Below are 14,800 nucleotides of genomic sequence, written 5' to 3' on the forward strand. Positions count from 1 at the left end.
TCTCAATTAAATTTTCTTTTTTTATGTCTCTCTCCCACTATACGCAAATATCTTGTAATTTTTCAATTCTTGAAAATTTGACTTCATTTTCCGAAAATATGAACAACAATAAAACGGAGGTTCAATTTCCTCACAATTATCTTTCTTTTCCTTGGATAGTTGAAAGAAAACATCGTACCCAATGCAAATCGTGATTTTTTCTTTAAAAGAAGCATGCTTTTTTCCAATGGATTCTAATCTCTTCGCTGCTATTGCCGGTTGTCCAACTATTATCAGTTGAGATTTATTTTTAATACCTATACGTTCGACTTTTATTGTCCCAAAATCAATCCCAACTCGAATTTTTATCTCTGGAAACTTCTTTTTATCTATAAAATAAACGAGTAATTGAGAGATATATATAGCCGTTTTTAATGCTTGATCACATGCCCACTTACCATTTTGATCAGATGAGCAAAAACTAATCATTGCCCCATCTCCTGTATATTTGTCAACAACTCCACCATTCTGACTTACTTCATTAAATACCATATGTAAAACTGGACTAATATATTTAATAAATTCAATCTCTGAGTATTTTGATGAGTTTGCAATATCAAATACCATAATAGAGGCATTTAAGGTTCGAACCTCTCCAATCGCTATTTCATCATCATTAGGAAACTTATTGATATTCTTCTTTCCTGGATTTTTTTTCTTATTTATAAAACTATTGAGCAACTGTACATCAACCAAATCAGAATCTCCTCAGTATAGTTATTCGCTTGCATTTGGAAGTTGAGAATAGAATCACCATGAATTATTGATTAGACAAAGTTGTTGTTAAATGTTATGTTTGGATAAAAAATAATTCTGAATGATTGGATATGGCAAAAGAAAGAGAAATGGCGCAGGTGACAGGGATCGAACCTGCGACCTGCCGGTTAACAGCCGACCGCTCTACCGACTAAGCTACACCTGCACGCCAACTTGTCATTTTCAAAACCAAAAATAACAAGATGTAAAAATCCACATTCATTAAAAATTTTTCCTCCGCTCCCTCCCACACTTGCGTCACTCCCCGCAACCCCCCAGTATCCCATTTAAACTTTAGGCTCGCGAGTCGTAAAATTTTAAAACTATCGCGGATTTGATATTTTGTATTTATACATTACAAACGTGCCTTCGTAGTGTAGTCCGGTCAAGCATCTCGGGCCTTCAAATCGTTTGAGATAATAGCGATTAGGTAAACCCCGATGACCCGTGTTCGAATCGCGGCGAAGGCACCACTCCTTTTCATCCCATCTTATCAATATTTCACACTCAAGCGAATTTGAATATTTTTTCTTTAGTTGACTATTTCCTACCGGATTTAATAAAATTAGATTGAAGGATATGTTATAAGCTGGATGAATTGATTTATGAACAAGGAAGAAAAAGTTATAGCATAGAATGAATAATTGGTGAACTCGGAATAATAAGACAGTTAATTGACTAAATAAGTGATTTCCCGTAATTTAGGATGGATATATTGGAGTTTTTCATCTTGGACCAATGAGATTTTTTTTAAAGAAGGAATATTGAGGAGAGAATCAGGGATATGAGTAATAGCAGTGTATTCGAGCTCTATTTCTTCCAAAGTGTGCAATTGATCAATATTATCAGGGAGTTGGGAGAACTTGGGGGATAATTTGATACCGAGATATGTGAGGGAGGGTAAGTACATGAGATCTTGGGGAAGATGAGTAATATTACTTGAACTAATACAAAATTTCTGTAAATTTCTTGAGTTTAATCCTAATCCAATTGGTAACTGAGATAAACGCTTACCTCCAATACAAAGAATTCGTAAATTTGGTAAATTTGATAAATCTAAGGGAATTTTATTAAGAAAATCATATTCAATTTCAAGAATTTCTAATTTTGGGAACAGATTAGTTATTTTTTGAATTTCATCTTCAATTCCAGGAATGGGAGAAGAATGATTTCCAAATAAAAATATTTTAGTAATATTATCAAAACTATCTATAGAGAATTCAAAATCATATTCTTGTTTATTAGCTTCCCACATATCAAATAAATTTTTGAGAAAAATCTGAATTTCGGATGGAAATCCGGAAAAGGGATAGATTTCTTTTGATTCACGGTCATTTTTTTGCAATGTCATATTTTCACCATCAATATTATACTTATTACTAAGATAAAGGGGATTCAGTCATCTATCTTATATTGTTCTATATTTTTAAACATCGTGCTTTTTGTTATATTCTTCTAACCAATTTTTGAAATGCAAATGAATCCATGCAAGGTTTAGTTTTTTATTAATGAATTTTTTATTCATTCTAAGAAAATTAATCCACCAGGTCAACATTTTAGAATTAATAGCTTTTGGATTAATTTTACCATCTGAAGTTATTATTTCTTCAACATATGAATTGTTGACAATTAATCCCAATCTTACTTGAATTTCTTTTGCTCCTTTTTTGCTGTTAAACTTCCATTTTTCATAATAAGATGTATCGGATAAATGTCTCAAAGTATCAATTAATGACATCTGTGAAAGACTTAGAGCAACCAATAATTTTTTAAACTGATATCGACTGAGTAAAGGGGCTTTAATTCCAATATATCGCACATTCTGAACAAATTTCTCATCCTTGGTCTGATTGAAATAAAAACGGCGAGTCGTAGAATCATCATAGGGAATATAAAGCGGGGCAAACCCACAAGCGAGATAGGCCAGCAATTGCAGTTCCTTTTTCAACGCATAAAGTTTGCCCTTGAATTTAGCCTTAAATCCAAGACATTCTAAAAGAAGCCCCCACAACTGCTTTTTGATTTTAAAGGTGGCCCCAATATCCAAGATCGCTTTGCGCGTGGTTTTTCCCTTGCCATCACCTTGATCCATCTGATACTTCACATTAATGGAATCATGGCGGAGGATTTTATTGAAGGTTTCCCGGGCTTGAATGGACCGAAGCGAAGGTTCAATGATCTTGAGATCATCAAGAATATCGCGTTCAAAGAAGGAGTCAGCGATGACTTTGGTCAATTTTCCTTCAATGGTAAAGTATCGAGTAAGGAGAGTGCGGCGATCCAGCTGAGCACTAAGTAGTTCCAATAACTGCGAATAAGTGAGAAAATTACCAGAAAAGGGTTCAATCCCACCTTGATAAAACTGCCGGGTAGCATACCGATGCCAAGTATTGAAGATGGTCCAGTTGCCGCGAAAGAACAGGTGACAAAAAAACTGCAAAAAGACATCCAATGCCAAGGTTTGTTGCGGAACAGGGCATGAAAAATAACGCGGAGAACGGGTTGGTTTGACAAAGAGAGATTGAGTATCCTTCACAGAAAAGAGAGGAGTCGACAAGGAGAGATAGATTTTGAAAAAATCATTAATAATTCCAGTGACAACTGTGGTGGGGCGGTTGGATGTTAAAGATGCAGTTGATGCAGGAAGGAGAGGAAAGAGGGCAGTAGCGGAATTTTTTTTAGTGGTAGTATTTTTGATCAAACTTCCAAAGGCTTCTGGGGTGCCTAGGCGGAATATTTTACGTAAGAGTTCGAAAAACAACAGGAAGGGTTTCCAAAAGGGCAGATGCAAAGGATGACGTAGGTTAGCATATACAGCGGTGGTAATATCGGAGCTCCCATCACCAAGAGTGGTTTGAATGAGGGATTTTTCAGGAGGGGAAAGAACTCGCCATTGGGGACTAAGGGCAACCAGAGTTTCTAAATTAGCAGAAAGCCAATCTTGACGAGTATCTGAACGACCAGGCAGCAAATCGTGAAGGGCAGACGATGTGAAAATTTGTTCAAGGATTTGGGTTCGGGTGACAAAACCATAGTGTTCGAGCAGGAGTCCAGCATGCAGAATGTGATTCACAGCAATCCATAAATCGTGAAGGGGCGGTTTAGTTCGCAATTTAGTGACATAGTTCTGAATGGATTTCACAAGATTCCAACGGGCAAGGGTTTTTAGAGATTTGGTACACCATGCGGTACAGGCAACGTAGGCAATATTCCGAACCATGGTATAGACATCTTGGAACCACCCCATCTGTTGAATTTTATTATGGCGCGACTCCAAGAAGGATTTAAAGGTGAAGCGCGCATCCAGGAGTTCTTTAAGGTATTCAAGATGAGGGAGAGCATTACTTTTAAAAATGGGAGGGTGAGATCCTTGAGATCCGATAGTGACAGATTGGAATGCAACAGTCCCTGCAATGGAAAGAGGAACGGCAAAATCGGGAAGAGGTCCATAAGGAGTGGAACTTGAGAGCCTTATTTTCCCAGTTTTCCATTCGTGTAATAAACGGCAAGCTTCATCATAAGGGAGATGGAGGGATTCCATAAAATAAGTTAAAATGAGAGCTTCATTGGCAGGATAGGATGTTTCATAGAGAATAACAGGTTGACGACTTGATTTCGCTTGTTGAGAAAGATATATATATGGGTGGGAATGACAATAGTGCTGGAAGGCTTTTTGCTTCATGGCTTCAAAATATGCCGAGGGGGAGGTATGAGATTGGGAGCGAAGAGTCTTTTCCATTAAGGAATGAAGAAAAGTGGAAAGATCAAAGGTTTGAACATCTTCCAAGGTGGACACTCTGGCAAAGGGAGATATCAAAGGTCCTTCGAGGGATTCGAGGAGAGTTAGGAGTTCAGGATCAGCGGAGGAAGAATCCAGGCAAGGTTCAGCAGGCAGAGAATCATCGGAGGGTTGGGATGGAGAAGACGCGGAGGTTTTTGAAGGGGAAGGATCGGAAGGGGGAGAAGAGGTGCCAGCGGCAGTGAAATATAAAGATCGAGAAAGAGAAGGAGAACGGGATAACGCAAATGACATCTGGGGTTGGAAGGTCATATAAGGCATAAAGGGGAGATAGGGAGAATAGAAGGCGATTGCTGTGCTTTCCGATGATTCCTGTAATTCTTCCCATTCATCTTCTGGGATGGGAGGTTGATAAGTAATGAAACGCATTTTTTGACGTTGTCGTCGTTTATGGGATTGAAAAATGTGTTTTTGACGGATTTTGTGTAAAAAATGTCGGTAATCGCGCAAAAGGTCCATGAATACTCGAAAGGTGACATGAGTAAGGGTTAATTGGAGGGTGTTAAGAAAAGAAAGTAACTCCTGCGCGGACAAATCTAAGAAGGAGTTGTGAGATGGGAATAGGGTATGTAAAAGAGCATATAATGTGTCAAGGAGTTGTTTGCGGGGGAGATTCAATGAATTGAAAGTCCGAAGATACATTTGAAGACCATGTTGGTCAGAAGGTAATGGGTCAGATGGGGGATGATCAGATGTAGAAACAGGAGGGTCGCAGGTTTCCGCGTTTGATTCGTGGTTCACAGTATTTTCTGTGTATTCTTCTCCATTTCCTTCATTAGTTTTTTTTTCAGATACTTCTTCTGTCTCTTCCTCACACTCTGACGAAGTGAGGACAGGAGATGAGGGTGAAATGTTAGGTTTGGAAGTTTCAGAACACTTATCCCCAAAGAATTCAGTATAGGATTGAGTGGGTGCAGTTGTAGAAGCTTCACTGTCATACAAAGCGGAAAATTGATCGATATCTTCAGAATTTGGAGGATTCAGCAGATGATCCTCTTCCAAGGGAGAATCAATGTCTTCAAATGGTGGCTCTATATCCCGAAGGGATGTTTCATCAATTTCAGGGGAAGTGATTTGCAAATCAGAATCAAGTTCGGAATAAATTTCTTCGGATTGAGTAACGGATGGTGATTCTAAAGAAAGGAAATCTTCATATCCATCACTCGGTCCGTATGTATTCTCAGAAACCCGCTGTTGTCTGCTATCATCTTCAGATTCAACGAATGCATCTGAATCAGAATCCATGTTCGATTCCAATGTGGAAATATCATCTATTTCGAATTCCTCCGGTTCGATAATGACTTCATCATCATGAAGGTCTGAAATAGGGGAAGAGGTAGAATCCTCACAATCTTGCTTATCTCCTTCGTGAAGAGCACTAAGAAAATGGGTTTCGTCTACTGCATTTTCTTTGGGATCAACGAGTTCTGGGATGGAGGATATATCATCGGTCGATAAATTTTCGATTGTGAAGTCTTCTAGAACATCAGACTGATCCTTATCCGTTGTATTTGGGAAAAAAATTTCATCAGAATTAATTTCAATGGGAATTAATGATTCTGAATCGATTTCGGGATTCAGAGGAGGTGGATCAACTAAAATGGGATGCTCATTCAGGGTGGAAGGATCTTCGAGAAATTCGTTGGGGGCAAAATTTTCGTCATTTTTGATCATAGGCTCATCCAATTGAGTTTCATCAAAGGGAAATTCGAAATACTGTTCCAATTCGGGATCAATGATCAAATCATAGGAGTCTACTTCAAGAGGGAGAGACATAGGAGCAAGCGGATCTTCAAGAGCAGAAATTTCTGTGGGGAGATTAGGATCAAGTATCTCCTCTTGTAGGAGATCTTCAAGGGAGACATCACCATGATTTACATTAGGTTCAAGATCATAGAGAATATCGGAGATTTCAGGGAATTCTGGAAAAATATCTTCTTCAATTAAAATTTCAGGAAGGTCACTTGAAGAAGTCATATCCTCAAGGGTTGCTTCCACATCTTCCCATGACATTTGCATTTCTTCTTCCAAGGGATCGAAGGAGGCTTCAGATAATTCACCTTGTAACAAAAGTTCTCCTTCTGGATTATCCGGATCGTCTCCGAAAGAGATCGGAATCCAATCTCCCGATGTGGTGGTGGAATCGGATTCGGAGAGGTTTTCCAAATCTTCGAGAGAAAGGGAATCTAATTCCGGTGGAAGCTGAATCATAACCATACCTTCCTCAGAGTCGAGCAATAGATCTTCACCGGGGAAGAGTTCAGATGAAGGATCATCAGTATCTGCTTCGTGTGGGAAATCATCACCAGCCATCCCCAGGTCTTCAGCAGGGAGAAAATCATTCCATGAATCAGATTCTGCTGAAGTTTCAATGTCGGAAGTGAGTTCAGGATCGTTTGCGGGTAAATATTCTAAGTCAGATGAATCCTCAGGAACAAGAAGGTTTTCATTGTCAGTATTGTCCACACTGTTCTCGACGGAGTCGTCATGGGAAGTCGAATCTTCGAATTCAGCTGGGATCTCCTCGGATTCGGGAATTGATTCTTCCGAAGAATTGAATTGAGAATCGGAATTATCTTCAATTTCATCAGAATCTGATGCAATTGTTTCGTCGGGAAGTAAATTTTCTTCATCCTCAGATTCATTATCTCCATTAGTCACATTTTCAGAATCGCTAATGAGAGAACCTGGTTCAGTAGTGTCTTGAAAATCGTTACCATCTGCAATCTCACTATCGTCCTCGGAAGAAACATCTTCTTGCGCTTCTGATGGATCTGAAGGTTCCGAAGGTTCTAAAAGTTCCAAAGGGCCTTCATTCTTTTCCCCTTCATCATCGGAGGTCTCCTGCGAATCTTCAGAAGAATCAGGAGTTTCGTTAATCTTCTCATCATTGTCTTCTTCGTTATTTTGATCATTTCCTTCTTCAGTGTTTTCATCCCTCTCTTCTTCTACCTTTTCATCCCTTTCTTCTTCTACCTTTTCATCCCTTTCTTCTTCTACCTTTTCATCACTCTCTTCTTCTTCCTTTTCTTCTTCCTTTTCATCGTTTTCTTCTTCGATTTCGTTTTCGATGTCTTGTGTCATGAAAGATTTCCTTCCTCAAGGGGAATGTTCTAGTTGTTGTCCAACCGGTTTCATAAATAAAATAATTGTGATGATTTTTTTCGCGAGGATGTATAATTGATAAACTAATTTGGGGGTGAGTTTGGGATGTCTGTTAGAACAATGGGACCAAAGGCGATTAAACAATGATACATAGCGATCAAATTGTTCCTTTAAAGCAATTTTAGCACCCCATAGGATTGTTATGTTGGGAATCATGTGATTTAAACAAGTGGCACTAATTTTTTGTCCTGAAGATTTCTTTTGAAGATAGAAATGAAGTCGGGTTCCCCATATGGATTGCACTAAGGAAAAAGCTTGAAAAAGGTAATGGTGCTGTAAACAATAGGCAAAGGAATTTTTCAAATGTTTCATAGTATTTTCTTGGAGAAAGCATGGATGATAATAGGGTTGTTGATAAAGGAGCTTTTGATAGTGCCAGAGCCAGAGAGTTCGAGGATGCAGGATTGGAGGAGGATTGGTGATTGAAACACCTTGGTCCGTAATTTTTTTTGTGAACCCAAGAAATCGATCTGCCGCATTGATCAATAGGAAATGACGTTTGGGTAATGTTTGTAGAATTCGAATTTCTTTGGGATCAGTGCTAAAAAGAGTGGGGGATTGTGAGTCATTTAAGTTGAAGAGAATTCTAATTCCGGGAATCATTTGCACATTTGGAATTAACGACGAAGGATTTTGATCTGCAAAAATCATAGCCAAACCTCGGCTGCGATACTCGGTTAGGATTTCGTGCATTAATTGACTCATTTTTTGAGTGGCATTGTTTTCATCCGATTCATGGATCCCTTGGGAATAAGATTTAGAGAAGACACGGTGACATTCATCAATCAGAAGGACATAATGGAGATGGCCTTTTTGTTCAGGAAGATAGGATTGAATCATATTGAGGATGAGAAATACCAAGAATTTTTTAATAGCTTCACTGCAGGGAGTAAGGTCTAAGAATATGGATTTTCCTTGGATCCAGTAATTGAACCAGGCGGGGACAAATGTACGATATGCGGTAGTGCGGATAAATTCTTTAGTAAGTAAGCTATCAATTCGATTTTCGAGCACTCGCAAAATGTTTTTCTGGACATTCGCACCATATTGATGTTTAGCTTCTGTATGATCGGTCACCACCGCATTAAAAAAGAGCCGGAGCGTAGAAGGAATTTGGCGTTTAGCAACAACGCGTTTTAGAACAGTATGAAAGATCGAATTGTAAGGATCACCCCGCCCAACTCCAGCCACTAGCATGTCTGCAGCACTTCGAAGGAGTTGTTCCCTATTTGCAACGGGGGAACGATAATTTTCAATATTAAACTCCCGTTTCTCTATGCCCAGAGTTAAATAAGGGATCAATAACATTTCATCCCCATAGGTAAACACTTGATCTACTACTCCTTGATATTCATTTACCTGCGTAGATTTTCCAATACCAAGAATTAATTTTCCAACGTGGGGTTGTTTCGTCGCGAGTTCATCCATTAAAATACGTAGAAAACTACTTTTTCCAAATCCAGGTTTTCCAGCTACAATCATATGGCGTGGGAGATCATCGATGGGAATTGTAACCGGATTGGAGGTAATTTGGCTATTAGAAACAAAAGTTCCTAGATTTAAACGAGAGGGGATATCTATATGTTCTTCGAGAAAGATATTTTCGAGGGGATATGCGTAACTGGAGCGAATTTTGAGGTTGGAGGGAAAAGAGAAATCAAAATTTCGTTTAGTAACTTCTAAGGATGATTCCAATGATGTCAGATCCTTTAATCCATTGATCAGGTCCCAGTAATAATAGCTGACTGAAGTATCCAAAGTGCTGATAGTAGCAAGATTAGTTTTGGGTGAATTATGTCTACTTTTCAAGCAAGAATTAAATGAATTTCTTAAGGAATTTAGATTTTGAAGGATTTCATCATAGTGATCTTTTGGGGGAGGATGAGCGAGAAAATCACACCAAAAAAAGATGCGAATGGAATATTTCTCATCATAGGGATGACTAGTTGTACCAGTTTTTTGAAACAATAAGGCGCAATGAAAATCCGATGTAGTATTGATGGCCATAGCGACAAAATTTGGAATTAGGGTTAGAGATGTATGAAGAAATAAATGACCTGTAAACTTAAGTTCCCAGATTCGAATGAATTCGTTAAGGGGTTGAATAGGAATTATGGTGACTTCTCCATCGAGGCCAAGAAGGCTTGTTTTGAGCCGATTGAGGATTATTTTAGAATTTTGTTCTTGGAACGCTTGGTTGGAAGTATTTGGAACGAAGAGTTTCATGCTTTTTTTGGTGATATCCACGATATATACTTGGCCATCTCCCAAGTAATCTAGTATCCATGGTGAATCAGTGGAAGATTGGTTGATAGATTTTGCAGAATGGAATTTTTCTTCTGATTCAGAGGCAGATAATGGTTTGGTAACAATATTAATTACAAAATGAGTTGGAAGAGCAGAGGAATCCTGAGAATTGGGACAGGAAGAACCTGATAGAGTTTTTATCACCATGTTTATCGCCAAATGGGTGCTGAGAAGGACAAAAGAAGATCCCTGAGTCCGAATCACCCTCTACAAGTATATAATTTAGATCTTTATAAAATCAAAAAGATGCAGAAGGAAGAAGATAAATGTTATTTGGAGGAAAAAAGGCACCCAGCAACAAGTAAAATTATGATGAGAAGGTCATAAGGTCCAAAAAAGGGGATTGATCGAGTAATCCAAACAAATTTAGAATTAAAATATAAAATACCTATAATAATAACAAAGATAGTGACAATTTTTCCAAGATCAAGTCCCCTTCTCATAAAATCTATTCCATCATATATATTTAAAATCGAAGAATGAATGATGGATTCTGATTTAAGAAATATCTGGAAAAAAAACAAAAGGCAATATAAAAAAAGGCATTGGAAATAATTTTGTAATATTTGTTAATACTACAATATAAGATATTATAATGTTATTAAGTATAATGCAAGGAGAAGAGTATAATAATAATGAAAAAAAAACAAATTACAATCAGCTTGGATGAGGATGTCATAAAAAAAATGGAAGAAGTGAGAAAGATAACCGGACTCCCAATCAGTACCCAAATAGAACTCAAATTGAAAGGATATATTGTGAAGAAAGAAATAGATGAATAAATTAATAGCCAAATAATTTCCTTGAAATAAAATTTCGTTTTTGATATATTTCAAAATTGTGAATAATTTCATCCATTTCTTTTTCAATTCGTTTTACCCAACCTTCATTGGATTCTAACTTCTTTTTTTTGGGGATATGAGTTAGTTTTTTGAGATTGGAATCGAAATTTCCTTTATTTCGGAAATTTATCGCATCATTTTTTACCAGTAAATCTAAAAGATATTGTACACTTGACATCATATCCTCACAGAAATTAAAATCAGGAATTATGGAAGCTTTCATTAGGACATATTCTCGATGTTTCCAAACGTTGATTATTATTTTCAATTGTCCAAAAATATCTTGAATATTTTCATTGTTTGCTTCTTGTTTTTTGAAAACCCGATCAATTACTTTTTTGATTATATACGGGATTATAATAGTGATTAATCCCAAAATATAAGAAAGCAAGTCCATTTGATCTAGTAAGAAAACTTATAGTATATAAACTTTTAAGATAAAACATTTTATTATAATTTAATCTCTTATGTTGCCTTAGAAACTATTATAATATAGGTAATTATAAGGATTTTTAAATACACACACGTATAGTATATTGGAGAAAACAATTTGATCTTTTCTTCAATTAGATAATGTGATGGCAATGACAAAAAAACAAGTCACTATAACTCTAGATCATTCTATTGTACACGAAATGGAGCAGATTCGGGAGGATACAGGTCTCCCAATTAGTACACAAATAGAATTGAAGATGAAAGGATATATTGTCAGAAAAGAACATGAACCAATTGCAAACTAAATTTTAGGAGGTTTTTTTTTACCAAGCTGTTTTTTTTTCTATATTTTGTTGAGATTACTCAAAAAACTTGGAAGTAATAATATTTAAATTGTTTGTGGGAATATGATGGGAATCGAAATCATTTTTTCATTAATGCAGATAAGAATTATAATTTGACCCTACTTGATTGCTAATTCAAATTTCAAGATATTCTAGATTTCCTAGGAATACTGATGGCGAATCTATTTTGAAAAAGATAGTGACAATTTTACCAAAATCAAGTCTCCTTCCCATGAAATATCTTTTTTCCAGATTATTTAAAACCGAAAGAGGATGGATTGAGTAAAAAGCAAAAAAAACTAGAACTAAAATTTTTTGCGAACGAAAAGAAAAAATGTAAGAAGATAATCCTAAACATTAGATACGGAACTTTTCTCGAAGTAGATTTGATGGTTTAGCATATTGATAGGGTCCACAAATTTTTTTGGTGGAGATGGCCGTTGTGGGGCAATGATTGTAACAGAACCAACACCCGAAACATTTTTCCTCATCAAATTGGGGGTTTGGGGATAAAGTAATTGCTCCATAGGGACAACCTTTTTCACAGATACCACATTTGGTGCATTTTTCAAGATCAACATATTTTTCACCCATATCTTTCTTTGCGGTTTCGGTCGACAACCGGAGAATTTTGCTGAGAATGGTAGTTATTAAATTTGTTCTAACTTTCGCTGCTGGAAAATTTTCCATTGTTGGATGGGTGGATAATATTAACTTCAATTCGGAAATAAAGGCGTCAAATTTGGTTAATTCCTGCGAATTTGGAGAATTTTCATAACTTTGACCTCGTTTTATCATTGGAGGGTAATTTTCAGGGAGGTGTAAGGCAAAACTGGCAATCGTACGGAACCCTCGCTTTTTTATGGCTTTTGCCAGTGATTTCAAAGTATTTCCTGAAGTGAATCCATGAGTGCTAAGAATGAAAGCAGGTTTATTTGATTGTTCAGCAATATTTTCCACAAATTGCATGACTAAATGCGAGGGGAGCCAAAAATTAGTAAAAGTTGCAAATCCAATTATTTTGAAATTATCAAGATCAGGAATAGTATCATATTTTGCCATGTTAAAAAGTTCGAAGTCAATTTTTGAATTTAATTTGTGGACAAGATAGTTACAAGCAAGTTTAGTGTTACCAGATCCCGAATAATAGAAGATTATCCCTCTCATTTTTTATCCTAATAACCACATTTGCATAATATCATTAAAAATTTTTGCTTAGGGGTATAATGGACTATTGAACCTCGAGTGCTACTGGAAAATAGGTAGTAAAAAAAGCATCAATGGTCGGATTATTGATATCGCGATTGGCTGATAACATTGACCGTGCGAATAAATTTCTCAGATAACTCGTCGTTTCCGATAATGGTCAAAAGAGAATCAACGATATTACGATCTTCACAGAGAACGGGAATGGCACCGTAGGTTAAGGGAAAAAGTGAAACGAAAGAGATCGGTATTACTATTTCGCTACCAGTATCAGAATCCGCAAATTTCAACTTTCCACTCGGATTACATAAGATACCAAAGAAATTATCTGGATCAAGACCAGAAACGCAAAGATATGACACGATTCCGCCAATATTTAATGTATCAGCTTCTTCAACCATTTTTTGAAATCCAACATTAGCGTTTGCACTGAACGCTTCAACTGTGATGCTAAAATTCGCAGTGCTAACGGCCCGTGCATCAATATTTAATCCACTGGAGTTGACCAAACCATAATAATAGAAAACTGGATTTTGAATAGAATCTAGAATAGTGCTGATATTCTGAACAAGTTCCAATTCTTGATAATTTTCTGAAAAATAAGCACCTTTAGCGATATCAGACCCCATTCCACATAGATAGATAGCACTTCGGACATTATTGCTAAAGAGTTCAACTTCTTGATCTGTGATTTTACCAGAACCAAAATTATCATCAATTTCCTTCCGGAGATGATAAATACTCGATCCAATATTATCAGCATTCAAGGGCCACTCCTGGTTATGATCGTGAACAATAGTCAAAAGCGTTTGTTGGATTCGAATGGTGATTAAACAAATCTTTTCAAAAAATGAAAAAGCAATTATTTGGTCTCGAATTCCTAAATCATTCCAATTTTCTTCACTCGAAGAGAACGCAGCAGATGATATACTTGTAATTGCATTACTATCGAGTTTAAGGTCAGTGTTTCTTCCTGTTTTAGCAATGGATAGTCCATTTTCATCACTTAAAAGAGCCATAATTGTTGCTTTAGATGACCGTAAAATTGAAGAGAGATGTTTTACCAGATTTTCCCGAACGCTCATGATTTTCAACTAATCTATAGATAATTAATATTGTATTGCGCGACCTTATTATTATTTCTATTGGCAGAAGTGAATTTCTTTCAACAAAAAAAAAAGGGAAATGAAGCGAGGGGAGGGGTTTCTGTTTATGATGAAAAAAGAGAACAAGAAAATAATAAGAATCTAGGAAAAAAGTGCGGGGAGAGGGCTTCGAACCCTCGCGCCTCTACAGGACTGGATCCTAAGTCCAGCATCGTGGACCAGACTTGATTATCCCCGCAATCATGAAATTACAAAAAAACCAAATTTCTAAATAAATGGAGTTTTACAAATAATATAAAAATTCTGATAGGATTCATTTCAATGACTGAGAACCAAATAAAACTATATGGAGTGCATTTAAACCAAGATGATCCAAAAAAAAATACGGTATTGAAATTAGCAAAATATAAATTAGTTACTATAAGGAAGAAGATTTATCATTGTCCTCGAAAGGCAATAATTTTAGATCCTTTTTCTCCGATTCAATTTTCATTAAAAGACCGAGATATGGTGGCGAAATATGGAATAATTGTTATAGATTGTTCGTGGGAACAGACGGAATCGATTTTCAAACAAAATTTTCAATTTGGAAGAAGTTTGCCTCATTTATTGGCAGCAAATACGGTCAATTATGGAAAATGGGATCGTCTTAGCTCTGCTGAAGCATTAGCTGCGGCGATGTATCTTTCAGGGTTTCAAGATCAGGCAAAATTCACATTATCAAAATTTTCTTGGGGGAGCGAATTTTTCAAAATAAATAATTTTCAATAAACAAAAACAAAAAACGGAAATAAAAAAAGG

The 14,800-nt window shown here is 36.6% G+C and carries 10 protein-coding genes and 3 tRNA genes; 4 read left to right on the top strand and 9 right to left on the bottom strand.

Features of this window, described 5'->3' with window-relative positions:
- Positions 1-21: 21 nt before the first annotated feature.
- Entirely contained in the window at positions 22-735 is a 714-nt protein-coding gene (locus tag NEF87_RS13455; protein WP_457916212.1) for an adenylate/guanylate cyclase domain-containing protein, read from the bottom strand.
- Positions 736-885: 150 nt separating this feature from the next.
- Positions 886-961, bottom strand: a tRNA-Asn gene (locus NEF87_RS13460).
- Positions 962-1,160: 199 nt separating this feature from the next.
- Here NEF87_RS13460 and NEF87_RS13465 point away from each other — a divergent pair.
- Positions 1,161-1,268, top strand: a tRNA-Glu gene (locus tag NEF87_RS13465).
- A gap of 197 nt (positions 1,269-1,465) precedes the next feature.
- Here NEF87_RS13465 and NEF87_RS13470 read toward each other — a convergent pair.
- The 3 genes from NEF87_RS13470 to NEF87_RS13480 form a co-directional block, all read right to left on the bottom strand.
- Positions 1,466-2,146 (bottom strand): hypothetical protein, encoded by a 681-nt coding sequence (locus NEF87_RS13470; protein WP_457916213.1) that lies wholly within the window; start codon positions 2,144-2,146, stop codon positions 1,466-1,468.
- Positions 2,147-2,221: 75 nt separating this feature from the next.
- Complete coding sequence (locus NEF87_RS13475) at positions 2,222-7,678, bottom strand: hypothetical protein (protein WP_457916214.1); 5,457 nt, start codon at positions 7,676-7,678, stop codon at positions 2,222-2,224.
- Positions 7,679-7,693: 15 nt separating this feature from the next.
- A complete protein-coding gene (locus NEF87_RS13480) occupies positions 7,694-10,213 on the bottom strand; it encodes an ATP-binding protein (protein WP_457916215.1) in 2,520 nt (839 codons plus the stop codon).
- A gap of 488 nt (positions 10,214-10,701) precedes the next feature.
- Here NEF87_RS13480 and NEF87_RS13485 point away from each other — a divergent pair, with 488 nt between their 5' ends.
- Positions 10,702-10,848, top strand: a complete 147-nt coding sequence (locus tag NEF87_RS13485; RefSeq protein ID WP_457916216.1) for a hypothetical protein — start codon at positions 10,702-10,704, stop codon at positions 10,846-10,848.
- Position 10,849: 1 nt separating this feature from the next.
- Here NEF87_RS13485 and NEF87_RS13490 read toward each other — a convergent pair whose 3' ends face one another.
- The gene (locus NEF87_RS13490) at positions 10,850-11,305 is read right to left on the bottom strand and encodes a hypothetical protein (protein WP_457916217.1); all 456 of its coding nucleotides are present in this window, start codon (positions 11,303-11,305) and stop codon (positions 10,850-10,852) included.
- A gap of 187 nt (positions 11,306-11,492) precedes the next feature.
- Between NEF87_RS13490 and NEF87_RS13495 the strand changes: the two genes are divergently transcribed.
- Positions 11,493-11,648, top strand: a complete 156-nt coding sequence (locus tag NEF87_RS13495) for a hypothetical protein (RefSeq protein WP_457916218.1) — start codon at positions 11,493-11,495, stop codon at positions 11,646-11,648.
- Positions 11,649-12,044: 396 nt separating this feature from the next.
- Here the strand turns inward: NEF87_RS13495 and NEF87_RS13500 are convergent, their stop codons facing one another.
- The 3 genes from NEF87_RS13500 to NEF87_RS13510 all read right to left on the bottom strand — a co-directional run bounded on the left by NEF87_RS13500 (position 12,045) and on the right by NEF87_RS13510 (position 14,237).
- Positions 12,045-12,854 (bottom strand): EFR1 family ferrodoxin, encoded by an 810-nt coding sequence (locus NEF87_RS13500; RefSeq protein WP_457916219.1) that lies wholly within the window; start codon positions 12,852-12,854, stop codon positions 12,045-12,047.
- 122 nt (positions 12,855-12,976) lie between these two features.
- Complete coding sequence (locus NEF87_RS13505) at positions 12,977-13,978, bottom strand: hypothetical protein (protein ID WP_371801953.1); 1,002 nt, start codon at positions 13,976-13,978, stop codon at positions 12,977-12,979.
- Between the two features lie 174 nt (positions 13,979-14,152).
- Positions 14,153-14,237: transfer RNA gene (locus NEF87_RS13510), tRNA-Leu, on the bottom strand.
- A gap of 83 nt (positions 14,238-14,320) precedes the next feature.
- Between NEF87_RS13510 and NEF87_RS13515 the strand changes: the two genes are divergently transcribed.
- Complete coding sequence (locus tag NEF87_RS13515) at positions 14,321-14,770, top strand: DUF367 family protein (protein WP_371801954.1); 450 nt, start codon at positions 14,321-14,323, stop codon at positions 14,768-14,770.
- Positions 14,771-14,800: the final 30 nt, after the last annotated feature.

The sequence above is a fragment of the Candidatus Lokiarchaeum ossiferum genome (assembly GCA_025839675.1).
GTDB classification, from domain to species: Archaea; Asgardarchaeota; Lokiarchaeia; order Sigyniarchaeales; family Promethearchaeaceae; genus Lokiarchaeum; species Lokiarchaeum ossiferum.